Origin of the sequence: Haloferax gibbonsii ATCC 33959 (assembly GCF_000336775.1) — an archaeon.
GTDB classification, from domain to species: Archaea; Halobacteriota; Halobacteria; order Halobacteriales; family Haloferacaceae; genus Haloferax; species Haloferax gibbonsii.
Map to the genome: position 1 here is coordinate 1 of NZ_AOLJ01000012.1, position 25,230 is coordinate 25,230.

Genomic DNA, 25,230 nt, shown 5'->3' on the forward strand with positions numbered 1-25,230 from the left:
GGACCACCGCGCGGGAGGTCGAACAGAAGTTGGAGCACTACGAGGTCGACGAGTCCAGCGCCACCATCCTCGACACGCTCTCTATCGAGCGCGGCTACTCCCGACGCAGTTCGGACAACATCTACTACGTCGCGGCCCCCGACGACCTCGACGCCATCGTCGAGAAGACCCGGCAGTTCCTCGAACGCCACGACGGAAAGCTCCGGCTCAGCGTCGATTCGGTCACGGAGATGGCGTACTACGCCGACGAGGACCGCGCCTTCGAAGCGACGAAGCAGATTCTCGAACTCCTCGACGAGTTCGACGCGGTGGGGCTGTTCCACCTCTCGAAGGAAGTCCACGACCAGGAGACGCTCGACCGCTTCCGCGAACTGTTCGACGGCGTCGTCGACCTCGAAGAGGACGGCACCGTCACGACCGAGTTCTGAGGCGGCACGCGACGCGAGCGGCTACGTCGAATCGGCGGCGTCGTCACCCGAGTCGTCGGCGGTCGGGTCGTCGTCATCGACCGAGCCCGCGTCGTCGTCCGCCGCGAGTTGCGCGAAGGTCTTTTCGGCCCACTTGACCGCGTAGCTCGGCCCGTGGTCGCGGTACGCCGCGGTGTCAAGCGCCGAAAACGGCGCGGGGAGGTCGCGGCCGTGTTTGACGGCCGAACACGCGAACTCGGTCGCCTCGGCGAAGGAGAGTCTGCCGAGCGCGACGAGCCGCGGGAGGTTCGCAAGTCGGTCGTCGAGTCGGCCGCCGGCGTCGACCCACGCCTCGCGGAGGCGGTCGTGGTCGCCCTCCCACGACGCGAACGCCTCGCGGGTGTGGACGCCGACCCAGCCCTCGTAGAGCGCGGCCGCGACCTGATACGTCTCGCTCGGGCCGAGCGGCGTCGCCGCCGCGAGGTCGCGGTACCGCTCGCCGAAGAAGGGCAGGAAGTGCTCCGGAATCTCGTCGTTTCCGGCCTGCACGAACGCCTCGGCGATGAGGAAGTCCAGAAAGTCGTCCGGCGTCCCCTTCGCGCGGTACTTCACCAGCACGACCGGCGGGTCGGTCTGCCGGGACCACGTCACGGTGCCGTCGCCGGGCATCCCGATGGTGAAGTCGGACGAGGCGTAGCGCCGGAGCTGTTGGGGCGAGTCGTCTGGTAGCCACTCCGCGGGGTACGCCGCCGGGGAGAGCGACTCGACCACCAGCCCGAGGTTCTCCGCGGCCTCCGGGGGAATGGTGTCGAAGTCGCCGGCCACGTCCAAGACGAGCGCGCCGGGGGCGTACTCGTCGCGGACCGATTCGAGGTCCGACGGCAGGGTGCGCGTCTCGAACATCCGCTCAGGCGATGCTCATCCCGACGAACACGACGGCCAGCAGGGCCGACACGCCGACGGTACCGAGCACGATTTTCGTCGCTTGGCTCATAGTGGCACGATTAGGGGCCCGCCGCTTAACCTTTACACTCTATCGTCGGCCGAATCTCCAGTCGAAACGGAGGGGTTCGGGGACGCGCCCCACGGTCGTCGGTCACACGGTTCGGTCGCGTCGCGGACGCGAGAGAAAACGGTAGACTCGTCGGCGTCGCGGTCAGGGAACGAGCTGTTCGCCGTCGTCGTCGAGGATGCGGATGGCCTCGACGGGGCAGACGCGGGCGGCGAACTTCGCGTCGAACTCGGCGTCCTCCGGAATCTCGCGGACGAAGACGCCGTCGTCGGTCTCCTCGCCGTCGACGAGGTCGGCCTTGCCGTCGTCGACGTTCTTCTCGAAGCCCTCCCACTCGTCGACACACTGGAACATGCCGATGCAGGTGTCGCGGTCGTACTCGACTCTCATGCGCCATCGTACCGCCGGGCCGTACAAAGCCCTGCCGACGCGGGGACGTGGGTCGGCGTCGCCTCGCGTCGCGGTCGTGCGACCGACGCCGCGGGCGGCGACGCGTCCGCGCCCGAACCGACCCGATGGCTTAAACCGGGGGACGGTCCAAGGGAGATGCAATGCGAACTGCGGACCTGACGGGCCTGCCGACGGGGATTCCCGAGGCCCTCCGCGACGAGGGTATCGAGGAGCTGTACCCGCCGCAGGCCGAGGCCGTCGAGGCCGGCCTGACGGACGGCGAGAGCCTCGTGGCCGCCGTTCCGACGGCGAGCGGGAAGACGCTCATCGCCGAGCTGGCGATGCTGTCGAGCGTCGCGCGCGGCGGGAAGGCGCTGTACATCGTCCCGCTCCGGGCGCTCGCCTCCGAGAAGAAAGCCGAGTTCGAGCGCTGGGAGGAGTACGGCATCGACGTGGGCGTCTCGACCGGCAACTACGAGTCCGACGGCGAGTGGCTCTCCTCGCGCGACATCATCGTCGCCACCTCCGAGAAGGTCGACTCACTCGTCCGGAACAACGCGGCGTGGATGGACCAACTCACCTGCGTCGTCGCCGACGAGGTCCACCTCGTCGACGACAGACACCGCGGGCCGACGCTGGAGGTCACGCTGGCGAAGCTCCGCCGGCTCAACCCGAACCTGCAGGTCGTCGCGCTCTCGGCGACCGTCGGCAACGCGGGCGTCGTCGCCGACTGGCTCGACGCGGAACTCGTCAAGTCCGACTGGCGACCCATCGACCTCAAGATGGGCGTCCACTACGGCAACGCCGTCTCCTTCGCCGACGGGAGCCAACGCGAGGTGCCGGTCGGCCGCGGGGAGCGACAGACGCCCGCGCTCGTCGCCGACGCGTTGGAGGGCGACGGCGACGGCGACCAGGGCTCCTCGCTCGTCTTCGTGAACTCGCGGCGCAACGCCGAGTCCGCGGCCCGCCGCATGGCCGACGTGACGGAGCGGTACATCACCGGGGACGAGCGCGGTGACCTGGCGGAACTCGCCGCCGAGATACGCGACGTCTCCGACACCGAGACCTCCGAGGACCTCGCCGCGGCGGTCGCCAAGGGCGCGGCGTTCCACCACGCGGGGCTCGCCGCGGAGCACCGAACCCTCGTCGAGGACGCCTTCCGCGACCGACTCATCAAGTGCATCTGCGCCACGCCGACGCTCGCCGCCGGCGTCAACACCCCGAGTCGCCGCGTCGTCGTCCGCGACTGGCAGCGCTACGACGGCGACTACGGCGGGATGAAGCCGCTCGACGTGCTCGAAGTCCACCAGATGATGGGTCGCGCCGGTCGGCCCGGCCTCGACCCCTACGGCGAGGCGGTGCTGCTCGCGAAGGACGCCGACGCCCGCGACGAACTGTTCGAGCGGTACATCTGGGCCGACGCCGAGGACGTGCGGTCGAAGCTCGCGGCCGAGCCCGCGCTGCGGACGCACCTGCTCGCCACCGTCGCCTCCGGCTTCGCCCACACCCGCGAGGGACTGCTCGAATTCCTCGACCAGACGCTCTATGCGACCCAGACCGACGACCCCGAGCGACTCGGACAGGTGACCGACCGCGTGCTCGACTACCTCGAAGTGAACGGGTTCGTCGAGTTCGAAGGAGAGACGATACGGGCGACGCCCGTCGGCCACACCGTCTCGCGGCTCTACCTCGACCCGATGAGCGCCGCCGAAATCATCGACGGCCTCGAGTGGGCGGCGGACCACCGAACCGAGAAGCTCCGGGCGCTCGCGGGCGAGACGCCCGAGAAGCCGAAGCGAGCGCGGAGCGAATCCGACGACGAACCCGGCGGCTTCCAGCGGGCCAGCGAGATGGTCGCGGCAGAGAGCGGCGACGCGGGAGACGGGACGGGGGCGGACGACGGCGACGACAGCGACGACGCCGACGAGTTCGAGGCGGACCGGACGTATCCGACGCCGCTCGGCCTCTACCACCTCGTCTGCCGGACGCCGGACATGTATCAGCTCTACCTGAAGTCCGGCGACCGCGAGACCTACACCGAACTGTGCTACGAGCGCGAACCGGAGTTCCTCGGGCGCGTCCCCTCTGAGTACGAGGACGTGGCGTTCGAAGACTGGCTGTCGGCGCTGAAGACCGCGAAGCTCCTCGAAGACTGGGTCGGTGAGGTCGACGAGGACCGCATCACCGAGCGCTACGGCGTCGGCCCCGGCGACATCCGCGGGAAGGTCGAGACGGCCGAGTGGCTCCTCGGCGCGGCCGAGCGACTCGCCTCCGAACTCGACCTCGATTCCGTGTACGCGGTCCGCGAGGCGAAAAAGCGCGTCGAGTACGGCGTCCGCGAGGAGCTGCTCGACCTCGCCGGCGTCCGCGGCGTCGGCCGAAAGCGCGCCCGACGGCTGTTCGAAGCCGGCGTCGAGAGTCGGGCCGACCTCCGCGAGACCGAGAAATCGCGCATCCTCGCCGCGCTCCGGGGTCGCAGGAAGACCGCGGAGAACATCCTCGAAGCCGCGGGTCGGAAGGACCCCTCGATGGACGAGGTGGACGAGGACGACGCGCCGGAAGACGCCGTTCCCGACGACGCCGGCTTCGAGACGGCCAAAGAGCGCGCCGACCAGCAGGCCAGTCTGGGTGATTTCGAATGAGGCTCGTCGAAGCCGAGGCGACCGTCTCGGACCTCGATTCGTTCATCGCGGTCGTCGGCGACGTGGCCGACGAGACGGGCGCGACGGTGCAGGCGTTCGACGCCCGGTACGTCGTGGACCGCGAGCACCTCGAACGGGCGACCGAACTCGCCGACCGGGCCATCGGCCGCGGCAACGAAATCGCCCGCGACCGGGCCGTCGAAATCCTCCTCTACGCCAGCGGCCGCCGGCAGATTAACCGCGCGTTCGAAATCGGCGTCTCGGAGGGGACGCTCCCCGTCGTGATTCTCGTCGACGGCGGCGACGAAGAAGACGCCGAGGCCGCGCTGTTCGACCGACTCGACCTCGAACCCGCGGAGACCCTCGGCGACTACGACGAAGCGCTCGTCCGCGAGGTGTTCGACGTGGGCGAGACGGAATTGCGCGTCGCCGACGGCGACCTCCCCGCACTGGTCAAAGAGCGAGTCGCGCTGCTCGCGGTCGAACGCTAAGCGGTTTTCGCGGCCCGTACCCTCCGTATTCGGACGGTCTGAGAATACGTCAGCAAAACTCCACTCGAAACATACCCCTTGGGTTTCTGAAACCTACCCCTTCGTTTCAACTGGAGAACAGGGGACGGCGCGGCCTCATCGAGAGTAGAATGCTGAGAAGTAGTCCCACCAGGATTCGAACCTGGGTCGTTGCCCCCAGAAGGCAACAGGATTGGCCACTACCCCATGGGACTTCGCATCAGTTCGTACTTCGCGGGTATTTGTAAACGTTGCGTGTCGATTCCGCCGTGCGATTTTATGGCACGGTAACGGACGGACGTGCATAAACCGCCAACTATTTGCCCCTATTCTATCCACTCTCGTGTATGTACGTCGGACGTTTCGTCGTCGTTGGCCCCGGAATCGGTGCGTATCGCGTCTCCTCTCGGTCCTTCCCGAACCGACAGGTCGTCGACCGGGACGGAGCCCTGACCGTCGGGCCGACGCCCGACGCTCCCGAGACCGATAACCCCTACATCGCCTACAACTGCGTCCGCGAGGGCGGCGACTACGTCGTCGTCGGCAACGGTTCGCAGGTCGACCCCATCGCGGAGAAACTCGACCTCGGCTACCCGCCGCGCGACGCCCTCGCCGAGATTCTGCTCGCGCTCGACTACGAGAAAGACGACTACGACACGCCCCGAATCGCGGGCGTCGTCGGCGACGACGAGGCGTTCATCGGCATCGTCCGAAAGGACGCGCTCGTCGTGGAGGCCGTCTCCGAACCCACGCTCGTGGCGACCTACGAGGAAGACGACCCGCGCGCGTTCGACCTCGACGCGGAGACCGCGGCCGACGCGGCCCGCGAACTCTACGACCACGAGTTCGAACACGCCGTCTGCGCCGCCGCCGCGACCGTCGACGACTCGGTCGAGACCGCCTTCTACAACGGCGAGTAACGCAACTGTCGGCGTCCCGCCGCGGGCGAGCGCTCGACCGCGACCGGCCCGGAACTTTTCAGCCGCGCACCCGTACACCGAGCCATGCGTCTGGGCGTCATCTCGGACGTGCACGGGAACCTCCCGGCACTCGACGCGGTGCTCGAATCGATGCCGCCGGTCGACCGACTGGTCTGCGCCGGCGACGTGGTCGGCTACAACCCGTGGCCCGAGGAGTGCGTGTCCGAACTCGCCGAACGGGACGTGCCGACGGTCTCGGGGAACCACGACCGCGCGGTCACGTCGGGGACCGGCTTCCGCTTCAACAGCATGGCGGCCGCGGGCGTCGACTACGCCCGCGACGCGCTCTCCCCGGCGTCGATGGAGTGGCTATCCTCACTTCCGAAAACCCGACACCTCGCCGACGGCCGGGTCAAACTCGCCCACGGCCACCCCGACCACCCCGACCGCTACACCTACCCCGACGACTTCTCGCCGTCGCTCCTCGACGGCGAGGACCTGCTGGTGTTGGGTCACACCCACGTGCAGGGCCACCGAATCTACGACGACGGAATCGTCCTGAACCCCGGAAGCGTCGGCCAGCCCCGCGACGGCGACCCGCGGGCGGCCTACGCGGTCGCCGACCTCGACGCGATGGAAATCGAGGCGGAGCGCGTCAACTACGACATCGACCGCGTCGCCGAGCGCGTGCGCGAGGTCGGCCTGCCGGAGCGACTGGCGAGTCGGCTGTACGAGGGAAAATAGGGGAGAAATCGAGTAGGCGTCCTGAAGCCGTCAGTTCGACACCGGTTCGAGCCGCGCCGAGAAGTGCCGAAGCTCCTTCATCGGCGGCTCCTCGACGATTTCGAGACCGCCGTACTCGCCGGCGGATTCCATCACCTTCGCGGCCGTCTCGGCGACGTGTTCGAGGTGTTCGCGGCTGTAAGTGCGCCGCGGGAGCGCGAGGCGCACGAGGTCCGGTCGGTCGGTGCCGGGGAACGCGAAGCCGCCGAGTTCGACGCCTCGGACGCCGCCTTCGAGATAGAGCGCGCAGACGAGTTCCTGTCCGGGGAACTCGTCTTTCGGGATGTGCGGGAACACCTCGCCGGCGTCGAGATAGACCGCGTGGCCGCCGGTCGGCTGGTAGACGGGGACGCCCGCCTCGACGAGGAGGTCGCCCAGTTCGGCCACCTGCTCGACGCGGTCAGACACGTACGGCGGCGTGACGGCCTCGCGGAGGCCGACGGCCATCGCCTCGATGTCGCGGCCCGAGAGGCCGCCGTAAGTGGGAAAGCCCTCGTAGAGGATGGCGCGCTGCTTCGCGTGTTCGAACACCGTCTCGTCGCGCATCGCGGCGAAGCCGCCGATGTTGACGAGCGCGTCCTTCTTGCCGGACATCGTAATCGCGTCGGCGTGTTCGAACTGCGCGCGGGCGATTTCGGCGACCGAGCGGTTCTCGTAGCCCGCCTCGTGGGTCTTGATGAAGTGGGCGTTCTCGGCGAACCGGCAGGCGTCGATGACGAACATGGCGTCGATGTCGCGGGCGAACTCGGCGGTGGCGCGGATGTTCGCCATCGAGACCGGCTGGCCGGCGACGGAGTTGTTCGTGATGGTGAGGACGACGACGGGAATCGCGTCGGCGCCGACCTCCTCGACGAGCGCGTAGCCCGCGTCGATGTCGAAGTTACCCTTGAACGACTCCGTGGAGTTCGGGTCGCGGGCGGCGGGCGACGGACAGTCGACCGGCTCCGCGCCCTGATTGACGATGTGGGCCCGGGTCGTATCGAAGTGCGAGTTGTTCGGCACCACGTCGCCGTCCTCCAGGAGGACGCCGTAGAGGACGTTCTCCGCGCCGCGGCCCTGATGGGTCGGCACGACGTGCTCGAAGCCCATCACGTCGCGGACCGACTCCGCGAGTCGGGCGAACGACTCACTGCCCGCGTAGGCCTCGTCGCCGCGAATCATCGCCGCCCACTGCTCTGCGGACATGGTTCCCGTCCCCGAGTCGGTCAAGAGGTCGATGTACACGTCGCGGGCGTCGAGGTTGAACGCGTTGTAGCCGGCCCGTTCGAGGGCGGCCTCGCGCTCCTCTCGCGAGGGGAGTTCGATGGGCTCGACCATCTTCGCCTTGTACGATTTCATGCCCGCAATAGACCCGCGAGCGTGAAGTAATCGGTAGGCGGAAAATCGAGGGACGACGACCGATTTTCGGCGCTCGTGGACGGGAATGTGCATCGGTGTCGCCGGCTGTTCCGCTATCGCCACGAACCGCCCACGCCGACCGTCGGATACTGCCGACTGTTCGGCGTCGCTGGCGGAAACGACTGCGTGAAAACGGAATCGAGCCGAGGAGCGGGCTCAGAACTTGTCTTGGATGATGCCGAGCGTCTCCTCGCGGTCGTCCCACGCCACGAAGATTGCGACGGAGGTCGCGGAGGTGATGGCGTCGTGGATGTTGATGCCGGCGTCGGACAGCGGCTGAACGATGTCGAGGATGACGCCGGGGCGGTTCGGGAGTTCGCCGCCGGTGACGCGGACGACGGCGATGTCGTCTTCGACGGTGACCGAAGACAGCGCGTCGTCGGCGACGACGCGGTCGTGGAGGACGGCCTCGGCCCGGTCGGAGTCGTCTTCGAGGACGTAGAACGTGATAGAGTCCATCCCGGAGGCGACCGAGTCGACGTTGATGTCCTCTTCTCGGAGGGCTGCCGAGAGGTCCGCGAGGATTCCAGGTCGGTTGCGAATCGCTCGCCCGGCGACGGTGAGACACGCGAGGGGCTCTTCCTGCATGTCGATGAGGTTGTGGAACTCGCCTTCGATGAGCGTCCCGCCGGTGAGCAGGTCGCCGTGCTGGTAGTGGACGACCCGAACGTCGAGCGCCGCGTCCTTGTACGAGAGCGCGGACGGCGCGACGACTTCTGCCCCGCGGAACGAGAGGTTCCGGAGTTCGTCGACGGTGATGCGGCCGACGTTGCGCGCGCCTTCGACGACGCGCGGGTCGCCGGTCATGACGCCCTCCACGTCGGTCACGATGACGACCTCGTCGGCGTCCATGTAGTTGCCGAGCATCACGGCGGAGGTGTCGGAGCCGCCGCGGCCGAGCGTCGTGATTTCGCCGTCGTGGTTCTGCGCGAGGAAGCCGGTGATGACCGGGACGACGCCGTCGAGTTCGGCGGCGAGCTTCGCGGCCCGCTCTCGGGTCGCCTCGACGTCGACCTCGCCGAGGTCGTTCGTGATGACCGGCCACTCGTCGGTGCCGGGTTCGACGAACAGGGCGTTGACGCCGCGGGCGGCCAGCGCCGCCTTGAGCATGCGCACGCTGGTCCGCTCGCCCATCGAGACGATTTCGGCTCGGTCGCGGTCGTCGGCCTCGAACTTGATTTCGTCGAGGAGGTCGTCGGTCGTCGAGCCCATCGCGGAGGCGACGACGGCGATTTCGTGGCCGTGTTCGACGGCCGCGGCGATGGAGTCCGCGGCGCGGTTGATTCGGTCGCCGCTACCGAGCGAGGTGCCGCCGAACTTCGCGACTACGCGCATCGTCCCTCCGGTGCGTCGCGTCGCTTCGGGGCTTCGTTGGTAAACATGCGAGGGGCTAACGCGGGGGGACGTATAACTATGTCCTCCGGTTCAACCGTTGCCGTCACCCGCGAATCCGGCGACGAGACGGCTCGTACCGCCGCCTCGCGTGCGGAGATTTATCACCGAAGGCGCGGTACGTTCGGGCATGGATGTCAGAGACGCCGTGGACACCGACGCCGAGGCGCTCGCCGCCGTCGCGGACGCGCCGATACGGGCGATGCGGCGGCTGATACGCGACCGGACGGTCCGTCTCGCCACCGCCGACACGGGCTCCGACCCGAACGCCGACGCGCCGGCCGACGACGAACCGGTGCTCGGGTTCGTCGGCTTCGACGTCCGCGACGGCGTCCTCCACGTCACTCGACTCGGCGGGACCGAGCCGGCGGTGCGACGGCTGCTCGAAGAGCCGCTCCGCTTCGCCAGCGCCGAGAGCCTGCCGGTCGAGGTGCTCGTCCTCGAATCCGAGCGGCCGCTGTGCGACGCGGTCGAGCACGCCGGGTTCGACCGGGTGGGCCACGGCCCCCGGTTCGAGGGTGCGCCGACCGTCCGGTACGTCCTCGACGAGACGGGGTAATCCAGCCCGCGGGTCGCGGCCGCCCAGTTCGCTCCCGTCGCGCGCAACGAGGGCGCGGTCGGCGAGAACCGACGGAGGGCATACATACCTCCCTCTCGTTTGGTGGCCCATGGCCGACCGACACGGAAACCAACCGCCGGAAGTGAGACGACCGTGACCGCGGTCGAGGAACTGTTCGTCTCGCTCGCGGGGTCGAACCCCGTGATGCAGGGCCTCCTCGGGGGCATCGTCATCGCCGGCATGAACATGCTGGGCGCGCTTCTCATTCTCGTCTGGCGCGACCCCTCGAAGCGCTCGCTCGACACGCTTCTCGGCTTCGCCGCCGGCGTCATGCTCGCCGCGAGTTTCACGAGCCTCATCCTCCCCGGCATCGAGGCGGCGGGCGGGAGTCCGATTCCCGTCCTCGTCGGCTTCGTCATCGGCGTCGTCGTCCTCGACCAAGCGGACCTGTGGATTCCGCACGTCCACATCCTCGTGACCGGCAAGACCCGGACGGACGCCCCTGAGACGGAAACGAAGATGGCCTCGGTTATCCTGTTTATCGTCGCCATCACCATCCACAACATGCCCGAGGGCCTCGCCGTCGGGGTCGGCTTCGGCTCCGGCGACCTCGGGACGGCAATCCCGCTGATGCTCGCCATCGGCATCCAGAACATCCCCGAGGGGCTGGCGGTCTCCATCGCCGCCGTCAACGCCGGCCTCCGAAACACGACCTACGCGACGTTCGCTGGCATCCGCGCCGGTCTCGTGGAGATTCCGCTCGCCGTCTTCGGCGCGTGGGCCATCCAGTACGCCTCGGCGCTCCTCCCCTACGCGATGGGCTTCGCCGCCGGCGCGATGCTGTTCGTCATCTCCGACGAAATCGTCCCCGAGACGCACTCGAACGGCCACGAGCGCGTGGCGACGTTCGGGACGATGGTCGGCGTCATCGTGATGCTCTATCTCGACGTGACGCTCGGGTAGTCGAAGCGGCTCGGCGCGCGAAAACAGGGCGCACCGGGACGCCGCAAACACAGGAGTTCGAGTGGAAGCGAAGGGGTTCAGTCGCCGGTTCGGCGTCAGAGAGTCCGGTGTCGAGGGCGCGTCAGTCGTCGGCGAGCGGCGGGTCCGACGGGACCTCGTGGTCCGAGAGCCCGGCAGTCGGCGCGAGGAACTTCGCCGGGTCGAACGCGTCGAGGTCGTCGCCGGCGGCCACGCGCGCCGGCCAGTCCGGGTTGGCGAGCGCGCTCGTCCCCAGCGTGAACAGGTCCGCGCCGGCGTCGACGGCGGCACGCGCCGCGTCCGGGTCGCCGAGACCGCCGTTGGCGATAACGACCGTGTCGTCCGTGACGTACTCGGCGGCGGCCTCGGCGAGCGAGGGACCGTCCGCGCCGAAGGTCGGGCTCGTCGCGTCGGTCTCGGTCGTGTGGACGTAGTCGGCTCCGGCGGCCGAGAGCGCCTCGAAGAAGACCGCGGCCGCGTCCTCGCCCTCGGGCCACTCGTAGTCGCCGTCGGTCACTTTCTCCTGCGAGACGCGGACGCCGACGACGAACTCCTCGGGGACCGCGTCGGCGACCGCAGAAAGGACCTCGGCGGGGAACTTGACGCGAGACTCGGGCCCGCCGCCGTACTCGTCGTCGCGCTGGTTCGCGTCCGCCGCGAGGAACTCGTTGAGCAGATAGCCGTTCGCGCCGTGGAGTTCCACGCCGTCGAAGCCGGCTTCGACCGCGTTCCTCGCCGCCTGTACGAAGCCCTCACGAGCGGTTTCGAGGTCCGCCTCGTCGGCCGCCTTCGGGACGGCGAACTCGCCGCTTCCGCCGTAGGCCTCCGCCTTCTGGCCGTCGGGCTGGACCGCGGAGGGCGCGAGCGTCCGGTCGCCGTCGAGGTGCGGGTTCCCCTGCGACTGCGCCCCGGCGTGCATCAACTGCGCGAAAATCGGCGTGTCGACCTCGTGGACGGCGTCCGTGACGTTCGTCCACGCCTCGACGTGGTCGTCGGTGACGAGCCCCGGCTGGTTCAGATAGCCCTGGCTGTACGCGTCGTCCGTGTAGACGCCCTCGGTGACGAGGAATCCGAACCCGCCGTCGGCGAACTTCCGGTAGTAGTGGGCCATCTCGTTCGTCGCCAACCCCTCGTCGGTGGCGCTGATACGCGTCATCGGTGCCAACCCGGCCCGGTTAGCGAGCGACAGGTCGTTCAGGCTCGTCGCGTCGAACAGCGCGTCGTCAGTCATCACCGGTTCTGCGCGCGTCGCGGATAAAAACCGACGGCGGAATGGTCCCGACCCCCGCACATCCGGCGTGCTATCAGGGCGCACGAAGGGCGGGAAACGAGTCGACGGCACAGGAAAACCACGCAGTCGCCGTCTCAGGAGAACTTCCGAACCGTCATGTTCAGCGTGTCGAGGTCGACGATGGGGGCGTAGCCGGCGTCGGGGTCGATGTTGACGGACTTCTGGAAGTCGGTCTGGGCCTGCCAGCAGCCGGAGTTGACCGCGAGAACGTTGTGGTACTTGCCCCACCCGAGCTTGTGGACGTGGCCGGTGTGGAAGATGTCGGGCACGTCCTCCATGACGAGGTAGTCGAGTTCCTCGGGCGCGAGGCGGGTGTGGCCCCCGAACTGCGGCGCGACGTGGCGCTTTTTCAGGAGCTGATACATCGCCTTGTGCGGCTCGTCGTAGCTCGCCTTATCCGCCGGCAGCTCGGCGATGACCTCGTCGAGCGAGACGCCGTGGTACATGAGAACGTTGACCCCTTCGAGCGTGATCATCGAGGGATTGCTCGTGATTCGAGCGTCGTGGGCCGACATGATGTCGCGGAGTTCGTCGTCGAAGCCGGGCTGTGGCTCCGCGAGTCGGACGGCGTCGTGGTTGCCCGGAATCATCACGATGTCGAGGTCGCCGGGCACCGATTTGAGGTGCTCCGAGAACGACTCGTACTGCTCGTAGATGTCGATGACGTCGAGTTCCTCGTCCTGATTCGGATAGACGCCGACGCCCTCGACCATGTCGCCGGCGATGAGGAGGTACTCGATGCGCTCCGCCTCCTCGGTGTGGAGCCAGTCCGCGAACCGGTTCCACGCGTCGGCCATGAACTCCTGGCTGCCGACGTGGACGTCCGAGATGAGCGCCGCCTGCACGTCCCTGTCGGCGGTGTTGGGGCGGTGGCTCCGCGGCACGTCGGGGAAGTGCATCGAGTCGACGAAGAGGATGCCCGCGTCGCCAGAGAGCGTCCCCTGCACCGCGATGCACTCGTCCATGAGGAGTTCGTCGACGTAGCCCGCGATGTCCTTGTCCTTCATCACGAGACAGGGGAACGTCCCCGTCGTGTCTTCGAGTTCGATAATCCAGTGGCCGCTCTTGGTGGAGCGAACGTCGTCGACGAGGCCGATGAGCTCCGCGTCCTCGCCGCCGGACATGTTCGAGATGGCCTTCGCGGGGCGGTGGTTGACGCGCCCGCGGAGCATCTTCGAGAGTTTCTCGTAGCGGTCGCGGAACACCTTCACGAAGTCGTCGTACTCGCCGGTGCCCGTCGACTGGCCGGTCATGTCGTTGGCGATTTCGAGGGACCGAAGCGCCGGGTCGACGTTCCGCCCGGTCGGCTCTCCCTCGGCTTCGGCTGGAGTCGATTGAGCGGTGTGGTCCGCGTTGTCGTGCGATGTTGCAGCGGAAACAGGGGGGTCTGACGCGGCGGTGGCAGACGCGTCGGCGTCCGTAGCCCGCGCGGCGGCCGAGCCGGTCGATTCCGTTCCCGGCGGGTCCGCGGCGGGGGCGGACGCGAGCACCTCGCGGACGTGGTCGGCGGTGATGCGAAGCGCGTCGTCCGGGACGGCTTCGACGACGCGGGCGAGGGTGCGGCCGGGGTCGTCGGAGCCGGCGATGAGGGTCACGGCCTCGCGTTCGGCGTTGTAGCCGCGACCGACGAGCGCCCGGACGATGCGCGCCGGCGTCTCCAGTGGCACACCCGGAGTGTGCGACACGCGGCAAAAAGGATGCCGAAACCCAGAACGTTGAAACCCAGTCCGGGTAAACTGGGAGTGATGAGTGACGACGACGGTCGCCCGCCCTCCCCCGAACCGCGGCGCGGTCCCGCCTCCGACGAAGGCGTACTAACTCGGCTCCGGACGGCAGAGGAGGGGCCGCTGCTGTTCGTCCGCGAAGTCCTGACGAGCGCGCTCGCCGTGTTGGCCGTCGGGTTGTTCCTGTTCGCGGTGAGCGGCGTGTGGCCGCCGATGGTCGCCGTCGAAAGCGGGAGCATGGAACCGCACATGCACAAAGGCGACCTCGTGTTCATCACGGGACCGGACCGGTACGCCCCGGACGCGTCCGTCGAGGGAACTGCCGTCGTCACCGCCGAGACGGGCGCGGAGGTCGACTATCGGAAGTTCGGCGGCCCCGGCAGCGTCATCGTCTACGACGACCCCGGGTCGGCAGGGCCCCCGATTATCCACCGGGCGATGTTCTGGGTCGACGAAGGGGAGAACTGGTACGACCGGGCGAACCCCGAGTACATGTCGGCCGACAACTGTCGAGAACTCGCCAACTGTCCCGCGGAGTACGCCGGCTTCATCACGAAAGGCGACAACAACCCGCGGTACGACCAGGTGAGCGGCATCGCCGACCCGGTCCGACCCGAGTGGGTTCAAGGCGTCGCGCGGGTCCGCATCCCGCTTCTCGGCTGGGTCCGCCTGACGCTCGCCAACTCGATGGCGACGACGACGCCGGTCGCGCCCGTGTCGATTGATTCCGCTGATTCCGTCGAATCCGTCGACGTGGCGACCGAGGACGTGACGACGGCGGAGCCGACGGTCGCCAACGTAGCGACGACGGCACCGCTTCCGGTCGAGACGTCGAAGACAGCAGTGCACGGCGACGCGGTCGCGGCGTGACCCGGGTTCGGTAAGCAGGACTAAGCAGAGAAGAACTAAGCAGAGCAGAACTTCTACGACGGCTCCGGTCAGAGAGCGACGGTTGTCGTTTAGTTGTCGAACCGCGCCTGCACGAACGGCTGTGCGCTCTCGATGTCGCCGAGCCGGGAGTCCGTCAGCAGGACGGCCTCGGTCTCGTCGATGGGGACAGAAAGACTGATTTCCTTGGTCCGGCCGTAGCGACCCTTCGAGACGACGACGGCGTTGACGATGCCGAGCATGTCGAGTTCCGAGATGAGGTCGGTGACGCGGCGCTGGGTGAGTACGTCGGCGTCGATCTCCTCGCAGAGGCGCTTGTAGATGTTGAACACCTCGCCGGTGTTGATGTTGCGGACGCCGTTTTTCTCCAGGAGGATGATGGCGAAGAGGACGATTTTCGACTGCGTGGGGAGGGTACGGACGACCTCGACCACCCGGTCGAGTTCGATTTTGTCCTGCGCCTGCCGGACGTGTGCCTCCTCGACGGTGTCGGCCTGCCCGCGCTCTGCGAGCTCGCCGGCCGTGCGGAGCAGGTCGAGCGCGCGCCGGGCGTCACCGTGTTCCTGCGCGGCGAAGGCGGCGCACAGCGGAATCACGTCGTCGGTGAGCGCGCCGGGCTTGAACGCCACGTCGGCGCGGTGCTGGAGGATGTCGCGGAGCTGGTTCGCGTCGTACGGTGGGAAGACGATTTCCTCCTCGCCGAGGCTCGACTTGACCCGGGGGTCGAGGAAGTCGGTGAACTTCAGGTCGTTCGAGATACCCATGATGGAGATGCGGGAGTTGTCGAGTTCGGAGTTCATCCGCGAGAGGTTGTAGAGGGTGTCGTCGCCCGACTTCTCGACCAGTTTGTCGATTTCGTCGAGCATGATGACGACCACGCGCTCCTTGTAGTCGACGGCGTCGAAGAACGTCGTGTAGACCCGGTCGGTCGGCCACCCGGTCATCGGCACCGTCTCCATCTCGTCGGCGTCGTCGTCGAGTTCCGCCGCGCGCTCGTCTATCTCGGCGATGGAGTCGTAGGGCGTGTCCGCGAGGGCGTTCGGGTCTTCCGTCGCCCGCGTGCGCATCTCGTCGAGGCGTTCCTGTTCGGCCTCGATGCGTTCGACGTTCTTCTCGATGAACTTGTTCGCCAACTGCGCGAGCACGCGGTACTGCGTGTCCGTCACCTCGCAGTTGATGTACTCGACCTCGCAGGGCACGTCGTACTTCTGGGAGGTGGATTCGAGTTCCTGGCTGACGAACTTCGCGCTCGCGGTCTTCCCAGTCCCCGTCTTCCCGTAGATGAGGATGTTCGACGGCGTCTCCCCGCGCAGGGCGGAGACGAGAATCGTCGCCATCTGGTTTATCTGGTCGGTCCGGTGAGGGAGTTCGTGCGGGGTGTACGACGGACGAAGGACTTCCTTGTTCTCGAAAATCGGCTCGCCGGCGAGGAGGTCGTCGAACAGCCCCTTCGAACCCTCGTCGTCGTTGAGGACGACCTTGTCGAGACCGACGTCGGGGTCTTTGTGCTGGTCGAGGTCCTCGTCGGGCGCGTCGGCGTCGGGGCCGATGCTCGCCTGAATGTCGATGTCTTCGGGGGAGACGTCGTCCTCGGCGGCTGGTGTCGGTGTCTCGGAGGACGCATCGTCAGCGGACGCGTCGGTACTGGGTGCATCGCCGGAGTCGCCGTCGACGGCGCTGTCGTCCGACGTGCTGTTCCCGACTTCTCCTCGTGCGCCGCCTCGCGGATTCTCTTCCTCGTCCATCGTGAATACCCCTTTGTTTCAAGTGGAATAGTCGCCCGCAGCGGCGCATACGGTGCGTGAGGCCGGTGGTAGTCGGCATCTGCGCGTCACGCCGAAGAAGGCGATTCCAGATGATGCAAAGGAACCAAACGAACAGTCGGTACAAAAATCTTACTTCTCCGACTCGTCTGCCGTCGTTCGACCGGAACTCGACCGGACGGGACCGTTTCAACACGAGCGCTCGATTCGCTCGGGGAACGGAGACTCCTCGCGACCACTGTCCGGAAGCGCCGGTTGGAGTCGTCAGTCGATTGGGGTCGTCGGTTGGAAGTCGGGAGTCAGCTGAGGGTCAGCCGGGGGTCAGTCGATGGGGTCGGCAGGTCGTGATGGGGTCGGCAGGTCGTATCGACACCGAGAGCGGAACGTCTCGGAGTCGAAACCACGGCCGGGAGTCAGCGATGGGTGAGGAAGGGTTCGGATGAGACGAGTAGTTCGAGTCGATCGGAGAACGTAGTCGGATGGGGTCGGGAGTCGGATAGAGCTGATCGAATGAGTCGGCCGGCTGGGACGGAGGGAATTGGGGACAGTGGCGTCGAGGTGAAACGGATCGGTTCGAACAATCGCACTCTGTCGAATCGAACCGCGGGACGCGTCGAGACTCCGAGCGATAGTGGTGGATTTCGACGAACGGCAGTTGCGCACCGGACACCCGGGCGGCACCACACCGGACTCCCGGTCGACGCGAAACCCACCGGTCCGCGTGGGTGGAGTGGAACTCGGAGTTGAGTGGACGTCCGACGAGAAAAATCGGTCCCCGAGACCCCTTCGTTTCGTGTGGAAACGGGTAAAACACGCTTCCGGAGAAATCGAGGGTCTGAGGATTTTAGCGACCGTCCTAACCCCTTGGTTTCCTCTGCAATTAAGTGGGTGTTCTCCAGTTCGACGGGAAACCCCTGGGTCTCGCATCCCCCACACCCCTTCGTTTCGGGTGGAGGCGTGAGAGGGTGGGGAGGGGGTCTCGGTGGTCTTTAGATACAGATAGTTTTATTACTCATATTGTCATACCGTAACCGTACTGGGGCAAAAAGAGATATTATTGTACTCCCCTAGAATAGAATTAACGTCCCACCGCCGTCTAGCGGTCTCCCCCCACCCACCCCTTCGGGCCGTTCCACCCGAAACGAAGGGGTGGGGGTGTTCCCCCGACCGTTTCGCGTCTACCAAATAGTGTCAACCCCGTGTCTTGTCCGCGGAGACTAAGGTGACGACAGATCGGGGGAGAGACCGGCTCGGTGTTTTCAGGAACTGTTCGGCACATTCAGGAGATTCTCCGTTCGTCGTATGTCCAAGTTACGCACGTGTGCGCGCAAAGTAACCATAAACTGCAATACGGATTCGGCTCGAACCGTTTTCGTATCAGTTACTTCACACTCGGTGAACAAGCGCTCGTCTCTCGTTTCTCGTTGCCCGACCTCGTTTTATCGAACTGACCCTCGTCCACGACGCTCCTTTCTGTCGTCTTGTCTCCCACGTGACTGGTGTCTGACGTAGTGCTTAAGTGAGTCCGGTTGGGTGATACCTCCATACGCCCTCCACGACGCGTTCGGGAGGTGCGGGAGGCCCAGGATGGGACTGCTCACAGATTTAAGAGACAGCATCTCACGAGTCGTCGACCGGCTCTTTTCGGAGAGCGAGCCGAAGCGGATCGGTATATATGGCCCGCCCAACGCCGGGAAGACGACTCTCGCAAACCGTATCGCCCGTGACTGGACCGGTGACGCCATCGGTCCCGAGAGCCACATCCCTCACGAGACTCGCCGCGCCAGGCGGAAAGAGAACGTCGAAATCGAGCGGAACGGCAAGAAAGTCACCATCGACATCGTCGACACGCCGGGTGTCACGACGAAGGTCGATTACAAGGAATTCCTCGAACACGACATGGAGAAAGACGACGCCGTCCGCCGGTCCCGCGAGGCGACCGAGGGCGTCGCCGAGGCCATGCACTGGCTCCGCGAGGACGTCGACGGCGTCATCTACGTGCTCGACAGCACGAAGGACCCGATATCGCAGGTCAACACGATGCTCATCGGCATCATCGAGAGCCAGGACCTGCCCGTGCTCATCTTCGCGAACAAGATCGACCTCGAAGACTCGAACGTCGAGCGCATCGCGAACGCGTACCCACAGCACGAAACAGTCGAGTTGTCGGCGCTCGAAGGGGAGAACATGGACGAAGTGTACGCCAAAATCGCGGAGTACTTCGCGTGATTCACCATGCCTGAAGCAACCGCCTCCGACAACGGCTCCGACGGGGTCCAGATAGACCTCTTCAGCGGGAATCGGATGGCAAACCTCACGAGCATGGAGAAGATTCGGCTCATCCTCGACGGCGTCCGCGACGGCAACATCGTCATCCTCGAGGAGGGCCTTTCGCCCGACGAGGAGTCGAAGCTCATCGAGGTCACGATGGCCGAGATAAGCCCCGACGAGTTCAACGGAATCGAAATCGAGACGTACCCGCGTTCGCAGACCGCAGACCAGAGCTTCCTCGACCGGCTCATGGGCCGACAGTCGACCCAGAAGCTCACCGTCATCGGTCCCGCGAACCAGATTCAGACGCTACACAAGGACGAGAATCTCATCAGCGCGCTCGTCTCGCGAAAGTAGGGGGTCCCACGAACGCCCTCACGCGCCATCCGGCGTCAACATCTATCAATGCCACATCAATGCACCACGTGCGGTAAGGTGTTCCCCGACGGCTCGAAGGAGATGCTCTCGGGGTGCCCGAGCTGCGGCGGCAACAAGTTTCAGTTCAAGCCCGCGTCGAGCGGGAGCGCTCCCGCGAGCGCGAGCGACGACGCGACGTCGACGGGCGGCGCCGGAACGCGGGACCTGACCTCCTCGGCAGCCGACGCCGTCCGAGACCGCGCGCAGCAGCAGTCCCACCCCGACACGACCGACGAGGAGTCGATGACCGTCAGCGACTGGGCGAACGCGAATGCGGACGCGGACGCCTCACAGCGAACCGAGACTGTCGATGCCGCCGGCTCGACCCAGAACGAGCCGTCGCCGACCGACGCGGTCGACGCAAGTGACGCGGTCGACGCAAGTGACGCGGCCGACGCAAGCGACGCGGTCGACGACCCCGAAGCCAAACCCCGCGGTTGGGGCGAATGGCCGTCTGCGCCCGGCGAGTCTCCGGGGGCAGACCCGCAGGACCCGGAAGCATCGCGGAACGAATCGCGGGCCCAATCGGCCTCGGAGCAGGCCAGCCGCTCGCGGGGACCGGATTCGCCCCCGAACCGCGAGCCGGGGAAAATCAACGCGCGCGAGACGGACGAAGACAACTCCCAGAAGAGCGCGCGGAGCGACGTCGTCACCCCCGAGGAACTCGCCGCTGCCGACGCGAACCGGCGCGGCTCGCCGGCGGAGACGCCGTCCGAAGCGCCTTCCGGCCCCGACCCCGACGCGGCCGCCGGTCAGCCCGCCGACGCCGCACCCACGGACGCGGACGGTACGGTCATCGAGCCGTCGTCAGACGACCGACCCAACCTGGACCAGCTCCGCGAGGAGCTCAACGACCAGTTCGAGAGCATCAAAATCGTCAATCCCGGTCAGTACGAACTCAATCTCATGGAACTGTACGACCGCGACGAGTACATCATCTCGCTCCGCGAGGACGGCCGCTACGTCATCGAAGTCCCGGACTCGTGGGGACCGGGCAACCGCGAAGACTGAGCGCGTTCCTCGCGTCGAACTGATTTTCCGACCCCGTTGTTTCCGGTGGAACGCCGGCCGTTCGGTCCCGCGGACGAGTCCGTCCGTCGAATCGGCACAATCGTTATATACGATAGTTGAGAGTATATCTCCTTGGGGAAGCGCTATGTCCAATCCGCACAACGAAAAGGTCGCCGAGTGGGCGTCGCTCCTCGGAGCGTCGCTCCCGTCCGCGCGACCAGACGACCCCGACCTCGACACCGCCGACAGCGCGGGGTAACGACCGCCGCGGTTTCCACCGGCGGACCGCTTTACTTTCACCCCGCTCTGCGAACCCTTATCGGCGAGGACGAGTAATCGTCACCGATGCCGGCCTCCGAGGACGTTGCGTACGTGGACCACCCGCTACTCGCGCCGTCGTTCATCGAGCGACGGCTCTACCAGATTCGCCTCGCCGGTACCGCGCGCAACGGCCACACGCTGGTCTGTCTTCCCACCGGCCTCGGGAAGACGACCGTCAGCCTGCTCGTCACGGCCCAGCGGCTCCACGACGTCGGCGGGAAGTCGCTGTTTCTCGCGCCCACGAAGCCGCTCGTCCAGCAGCACGCCGACTTCTACCGCGAGGCGCTGAACGTCCCGGACGACGAAATCGTCGTCTTCACCGGCGACGTTCGGCCCGACGACCGGGCCGAACTCTGGCAGGAGGCCCAGATAGTTATCGCCACGCCGCAGGTCATCGAAAACGACCTCATCGGCAACCGTATTTCGCTTCGGGACGTGACGCACCTCACCTTCGACGAGTGCCACCGCGCGAGCGGCGACTACGCCTACGTCTACATCGCGGAGCGTTACCACGCCGACGCCGAAGACCCGCTCGTCACGGGGATGAGCGCCTCGCCGGGCGGCGACGAGGAGGCCATCCTCGAAGTCTGTGAGAACCTCGGCATCGTCGACGTGGAGGTGATGACCGAGGAGGACGCCGACGTGTCGGAGTACACCCACGACACGGACGTGGAGTGGAACCGCATCCAGCTCCCCGACGAGATTCTGGAGATACGCGACGCCCTCAACGAGGTCATCACCGACCGCCTGGAGAAACTCAAGCAGTTGGGCGTCACCAAGTCGACGAAGCCCGATATCTCCCAGAAGAAGCTCAACCGGATGCGCGCGGAGCTACAGCGACTGATGAACGCCGACAAGTCGGAGGGCTACAAGGGTATGTCCACGCACGCGGAGGTGATGAAGCTCCGCCGGGCGGTCGAGCTCGTCGAGACCCAGTCGGTCGAGTCGGTCCGGCGGTACTTCGAGCGCCAGCGCAACGCCGCCCGGTCGTCGGGCGCGTCGAAGGCCAGCCAGCGACTCGTCGCCGAACCGAAGGTCCGCGAGGCGATGCGGAAAGCCGAGTCGTTCGACGGCCTCCACCCGAAGTTCAGGAAGACGCGCATCCTCCTCGCGGAGACGCTCGGCATTCAGGACGGCGAGCGCGTCATCGTCTTCACCGAGTCCCGCGACACGGCCGAGGCGCTCACGGAGTTCCTCTCGGAGAGCTTCTCGGTCCGGCGGTTCGTCGGACAGGGCGACCGCGAGGGCTCCGACGGGATGACGCAGAAGGAACAGCAGGAGACCCTCGACAAGTTCCGAAGCGGCGAGTTCGAGGTGCTGGTCTCGACCTCCGTCGCGGAGGAGGGCCTCGACGTGCCCGAGGTCGACCTCGTGCTCTTTTTCGAACCCGTGCCGACGGCCATCCGGTCCATCCAGCGGAAGGGTCGGACCGGTCGTCAGGCCGACGGTCGCGTGGTCGTCCTCCTCGCGGAGGACACCCGCGACGAGGCGTACTTCTGGATATCGCGCCGCCGCGAGAAGACGATGCAAAACGAGCTTCGCGACCTCAAGGGCGCGGCCGACGACCTCGAAGCCGAACTCGACCCCTCCCAGCGCGACCTCTCGGCGTTCGCGGGCGACGACGGCAGTTCCGCCGGCAACGCCGGGAGTTCCACCGGAAACGAGGGGGTTGACGCCGCGGCCGGTGACGATGCAAACGTGGCGTCGGACGCGGAATCGGCCGCTGAATCAGCCGCCGCGTCGACCGCCACGAACGGAGAGACCGCGGTCGCCGCGTCGACCGCCACGAACGGAGAGACCGCGGTCGCCGCGGCGACCGACTCGGACGGGCAGTCGGGCCTCGCCGACTTCGGTCCCTCCGACGAGGAGTTGGCGCGGGCGGACGACGGCGACGACGGCGACGACGACGACGGCGACGATGAAAACGACGGCGACGGCGACGAGGCGGACGACCCGGCCACCGTCGCCGCGGCGGGAACGGACGACGAGGAGACCGTCGAAATCGTCGTCGACCAGCGCGAACTCGACTCCAACATCGCCCGCACTCTCTCGAAGCGCGAGGACCTGACGACCCGGTTGGAGACGCTCGCGGTCGGCGACTACGTCCTCTCGGACCGCGTCGCGGTCGAGCGAAAGAGCGTCTCGGACTTCCTCGACACGCTCACGGGCGGCGACCGCTCGATATTCGAGCAGATAGCGGACCTCACGCGTCACTACGCCCGGCCGCTTCTCATCATCGAGGGTCGTGGTCTCTACGAGGAGCGGAACATCCACCCCGGCGCGATTCGCGGGGCGCTGTCGTCGGTCGCGGTCGATTTCAACGTGAGCGTGCTGTTCACGGAGGACGAAGACGACACCGCGGAGATGCTGGCGACCATCGCCACCCGCGAGCAGACGGACCGCGAGCGCACCGTGAGCGTCCACGGCGGCAAGAGCGCGAAGACGCTCGACGAGCAACAGGAGTACGTCGTCTCGGCCATCGCCGACATCGGCCCGGTCACGGCGCGGACGCTGCTCGAAGCGTTCGGGAGCGTCGAGGCGGTCATGACCGCCAACGAGGACGACCTCAAAGAGGTCCGCGGCGTCGGCCAAGTCACCGCCGAGCGAATCCGCGAGGTCGTCGGGGCGGAGTATCGCTGAGCGCGGATGAGTGCGCTTCTCCGAAACAGAGGGACCGAAGCGTGTTGATTTCAACCGCCGAGAGCGATAGCGGTGCGCCGGTCGGTTATCGGTCGAGCGCGGAGATGGCCTCGGCGGCCTCGCGCGCGGCGGTCAGATACTCGGTCGCCCGCCGCGGGTCGTCGGTCGACTCGGCGCGCTCGGCGGCCCACGTCAGCGTCCGCACGAGCGACTCGCGCGCGTCGGTGACGTCGCCGGCGACCTCGCGGCGTGCACGCTGCCCGGTCGCCCGCTGCTCGCCTGCGGTTCGCGCTGACGGGGTCGCGGCGCGCCCGTTCGCGCCGGTGGGGTCACGGCGCGCCTCGTCGGCGACGCGGGTTCCTTGGCCCTGCGCCGGCTGTCGCGTTCCGGCCTGCGGTCGCTCGGAGTCCGACGCCTCGGCGGTGACCGCCGCAGGGTCGGCCGCCGCATCGGCGCGCTCTACGGACTCGGTCGCTCCGCCGGACGAGGCCTCGACCCCGCCTTCGACCGGGTCGGCTTCGACGGCCGCCTCGGCGGCCTGCTCGGCGTCTTGGTCCGCATTCGCCGCGACCTGCCCCTCGGCCTGACAGGTCGGACAGAACACCTGTCCCTCGTAGCGGAACAGCGGGTCGCCGCAGTTGTCGCAGTGCTTGTTCGTCATCGTCGCGCCCTTGAGGAGCAACTCGCTCATGCGCTGGGTCGAACGGCGCTTCGTCTCGTCTCGCTCGTACTTCTCCCGAAGTCGCTGCCGCTCTGCTTCCTTATCGAAGTCGCTCATGTGCGTGTGGACGCGACGTGCGTCGAAAAACCCCACGGCGTCGCTCGGGTGGTTTCGTCACCGGCGGTCTCACCGGCTCTCGCGGCCGACGACACCCCGCCGCTGTCGGTCGAAATTCGACGACTGACGAACAGATAATCGACAGACGGCGCTTCGGTGCCCGTTTCGAAACGTTTACTCGGAATCCACAGCCTGGTTAATGTGGTATGACGAAAGTTAGCGTGATTGGTGCGGCCGGGACGGTCGGCGCCGCGGCTGGGTACAACCTCGCGCTTCGCGATGTCTGTGACGAACTCGTGTTCGTCGACATCCCGAAGATGGAAGACAAGACGGTCGGACAGGCGGCGGACACGAACCACGGCATCGCGTACGACTCCAACACGGTCGTGACGCAGGGCGGCTACGAGGACACCGCCGGCTCCGACGTGGTCGTCATCACGGCGGGCATCCCGCGGCAGCCGGGACAGACCCGCATCGACCTCGCGGGCGACAACGCCCCCATCATGGACGACATCGGCTCCTCGCTCGCAGAGCACAACGACGACTTCGTCTCCATCACCACGTCGAACCCCGTCGACCTGCTCAACCGCCACCTCTACGAGACGGGCGACCGCGACCGCCACAAAGTCATCGGCTTCGGCGGCCGACTCGACTCCGCCCGCTTCCGCTACGTGCTGAGCCAGCGCTTCGACGTGCCGGTCAAGAACGTCGAAGCGACCATCCTCGGCGAGCACGGCGACGCGCAGGTGCCCGTCTTCTCGAAGGTCCGCGTCGACGGCAACGACCCCGCCTTCTCCGGCGACGAGAAAGACGAGATTCTCGGCGACCTCCAGGAGTCCGCCATGGACGTCATCGAGCGCAAGGGCGCGACCCAGTGGGGCCCGGCGACCGGCGTCGCCCACATGGTCGAGGCCGTCCTGCACGACACCGGCGAAGTGCTTCCCGGCTCGCTCGTCCTCGACGGCGAGTTCGGCTACGAGGACACCGCCTTCGGCGTCCCCGTCAAGCTCGGCTCGAACGGCATCGAGGAGGTCGTCGAGTGGGACCTCGACGACTACGAGGCCGACCTCATGGACGACGCGGCCGAGAAGCTCCGCGACCAGTACAACAAAATCGCGTAAGCCGCTCCGGCT

Annotated in this window: 22 protein-coding genes and 1 tRNA gene; 13 read left to right on the forward strand and 10 right to left on the reverse strand. The window is 67.0% G+C overall.

What is annotated here, in order from left to right; translation table 11 throughout:
• A partial coding sequence (locus C454_RS07230; protein ID WP_004974036.1) for a DUF7090 family protein occupies positions 1–428 on the forward strand: 428 nt, incomplete at its 5' end.
• Positions 429–449: 21 nt separating this feature from the next.
• On the opposite strand, the gene C454_RS07235 is transcribed toward C454_RS07230, so the two are convergent.
• The 3 genes from C454_RS07235 to C454_RS07240 all read right to left on the reverse strand — a co-directional run bounded on the left by C454_RS07235 (position 450) and on the right by C454_RS07240 (position 1,809).
• Positions 450–1,310 carry a DUF7089 family protein gene (locus C454_RS07235; protein WP_004974038.1) on the reverse strand — a complete coding sequence of 287 codons (861 nt, stop codon included), beginning with the start codon at positions 1,308–1,310 and terminating at the stop codon, positions 450–452.
• Between the two features lie 4 nt (positions 1,311–1,314).
• Positions 1,315–1,401 (reverse strand): hypothetical protein, encoded by an 87-nt coding sequence (locus C454_RS21350; protein ID WP_422653684.1) that lies wholly within the window; start codon positions 1,399–1,401, stop codon positions 1,315–1,317.
• Positions 1,402–1,563: 162 nt separating this feature from the next.
• A complete protein-coding gene (locus C454_RS07240; protein WP_004974040.1) occupies positions 1,564–1,809 on the reverse strand; it encodes a ferredoxin in 246 nt (81 codons plus the stop codon).
• A 161-nt stretch (positions 1,810–1,970) separates the two neighbouring features.
• Here C454_RS07240 and C454_RS07245 point away from each other — a divergent pair, with 161 nt between their 5' ends.
• Positions 1,971–4,451, forward strand: a complete 2,481-nt coding sequence (locus C454_RS07245; protein ID WP_004974042.1) for an ATP-dependent DNA helicase — start codon at positions 1,971–1,973, stop codon at positions 4,449–4,451.
• Complete coding sequence (gene cgi121, locus C454_RS07250; protein ID WP_004974044.1) at positions 4,448–4,942, forward strand: KEOPS complex subunit Cgi121; 495 nt, start codon at positions 4,448–4,450, stop codon at positions 4,940–4,942. Before C454_RS07245 ends, cgi121 begins: the two co-directional genes overlap by 4 nt.
• 160 nt (positions 4,943–5,102) lie before the next feature.
• Here cgi121 and C454_RS07255 read toward each other — a convergent pair.
• Positions 5,103–5,175, reverse strand: a tRNA-Gln gene (locus tag C454_RS07255).
• Between the two features lie 132 nt (positions 5,176–5,307).
• Between C454_RS07255 and C454_RS07260 the strand changes: the two genes are divergently transcribed.
• Both C454_RS07260 and C454_RS07265 read left to right on the forward strand, forming a co-directional pair.
• Positions 5,308–5,880 (forward strand): IMP cyclohydrolase, encoded by a 573-nt coding sequence (locus tag C454_RS07260; protein WP_004974045.1) that lies wholly within the window; start codon positions 5,308–5,310, stop codon positions 5,878–5,880.
• Positions 5,881–5,964: 84 nt separating this feature from the next.
• Entirely contained in the window at positions 5,965–6,624 is a 660-nt protein-coding gene (locus C454_RS07265; RefSeq protein ID WP_004974046.1) for a metallophosphoesterase family protein, read from the forward strand.
• Between the two features lie 30 nt (positions 6,625–6,654).
• Here the strand turns inward: C454_RS07265 and C454_RS07270 are convergent, their stop codons facing one another.
• Together C454_RS07270 and C454_RS07275 are read right to left on the reverse strand one after the other, a co-directional pair.
• Positions 6,655–8,001 (reverse strand): tryptophanase, encoded by a 1,347-nt coding sequence (locus tag C454_RS07270; protein WP_004974050.1) that lies wholly within the window; start codon positions 7,999–8,001, stop codon positions 6,655–6,657.
• A gap of 216 nt (positions 8,002–8,217) precedes the next feature.
• Entirely contained in the window at positions 8,218–9,396 is a 1,179-nt protein-coding gene (locus C454_RS07275) for an aspartate kinase (RefSeq protein WP_004974053.1), read from the reverse strand.
• Between the two features lie 187 nt (positions 9,397–9,583).
• Here C454_RS07275 and C454_RS07280 point away from each other — a divergent pair, with 187 nt between their 5' ends.
• Together C454_RS07280 and C454_RS07285 are read left to right on the forward strand one after the other, a co-directional pair.
• Positions 9,584–10,012 (forward strand): hypothetical protein, encoded by a 429-nt coding sequence (locus C454_RS07280; RefSeq protein WP_004974055.1) that lies wholly within the window; start codon positions 9,584–9,586, stop codon positions 10,010–10,012.
• Positions 10,013–10,165: 153 nt separating this feature from the next.
• Entirely contained in the window at positions 10,166–10,975 is an 810-nt protein-coding gene (locus C454_RS07285; RefSeq protein ID WP_004974056.1) for a ZIP family metal transporter, read from the forward strand.
• Positions 10,976–11,096: 121 nt separating this feature from the next.
• Here the strand turns inward: C454_RS07285 and C454_RS07290 are convergent, their stop codons facing one another.
• Positions 11,097–12,224, reverse strand: a complete 1,128-nt coding sequence (locus C454_RS07290; RefSeq protein WP_004974059.1) for an oxidoreductase — start codon at positions 12,222–12,224, stop codon at positions 11,097–11,099.
• A 134-nt stretch (positions 12,225–12,358) separates the two neighbouring features.
• Positions 12,359–13,951, reverse strand: a complete 1,593-nt coding sequence (locus tag C454_RS07295) for a DNA-directed DNA polymerase II small subunit (RefSeq protein ID WP_004974061.1) — start codon at positions 13,949–13,951, stop codon at positions 12,359–12,361.
• Positions 13,952–14,029: 78 nt separating this feature from the next.
• On the opposite strand from C454_RS07295, the gene C454_RS07300 reads away from it, so the two are divergent.
• A complete protein-coding gene (locus C454_RS07300; RefSeq protein ID WP_004974062.1) occupies positions 14,030–14,878 on the forward strand; it encodes a S26 family signal peptidase in 849 nt (282 codons plus the stop codon).
• A gap of 89 nt (positions 14,879–14,967) precedes the next feature.
• On the opposite strand, the gene C454_RS07305 is transcribed toward C454_RS07300, so the two are convergent.
• A complete protein-coding gene (locus C454_RS07305; protein ID WP_004974065.1) occupies positions 14,968–16,641 on the reverse strand; it encodes a Cdc6/Cdc18 family protein in 1,674 nt (557 codons plus the stop codon).
• Between the two features lie 1,605 nt (positions 16,642–18,246).
• Between C454_RS07305 and C454_RS07310 the strand changes: the two genes are divergently transcribed.
• The 4 genes from C454_RS07310 to C454_RS07325 all read left to right on the forward strand — a co-directional run bounded on the left by C454_RS07310 (position 18,247) and on the right by C454_RS07325 (position 23,319).
• A complete protein-coding gene (locus tag C454_RS07310) occupies positions 18,247–18,888 on the forward strand; it encodes an Era-like GTP-binding protein (protein WP_004974066.1) in 642 nt (213 codons plus the stop codon).
• A gap of 6 nt (positions 18,889–18,894) precedes the next feature.
• Positions 18,895–19,287 (forward strand): DUF2073 domain-containing protein, encoded by a 393-nt coding sequence (locus C454_RS07315; protein ID WP_004044951.1) that lies wholly within the window; start codon positions 18,895–18,897, stop codon positions 19,285–19,287.
• Between the two features lie 48 nt (positions 19,288–19,335).
• Positions 19,336–20,358 (forward strand): OapC/ArvC family zinc-ribbon domain-containing protein, encoded by a 1,023-nt coding sequence (locus C454_RS07320; protein WP_081605192.1) that lies wholly within the window; start codon positions 19,336–19,338, stop codon positions 20,356–20,358.
• 345 nt (positions 20,359–20,703) lie between these two features.
• A complete protein-coding gene (locus C454_RS07325) occupies positions 20,704–23,319 on the forward strand; it encodes a DEAD/DEAH box helicase (protein ID WP_004974075.1) in 2,616 nt (871 codons plus the stop codon).
• A gap of 85 nt (positions 23,320–23,404) precedes the next feature.
• Here the strand turns inward: C454_RS07325 and C454_RS07330 are convergent, their stop codons facing one another.
• Positions 23,405–24,097: an Sjogren's syndrome/scleroderma autoantigen 1 family protein gene (locus C454_RS07330; RefSeq protein ID WP_004974079.1), complete on the reverse strand. Its 693-nt coding sequence runs from the start codon at positions 24,095–24,097 to the stop codon at positions 23,405–23,407.
• Positions 24,098–24,303: 206 nt separating this feature from the next.
• Here C454_RS07330 and mdh point away from each other — a divergent pair, with 206 nt between their 5' ends.
• Positions 24,304–25,218 (forward strand): malate dehydrogenase, encoded by a 915-nt coding sequence (gene mdh / locus C454_RS07335; protein ID WP_049905028.1) that lies wholly within the window; start codon positions 24,304–24,306, stop codon positions 25,216–25,218.
• The last annotated feature ends 12 nt before the right edge of the window (positions 25,219–25,230 follow it).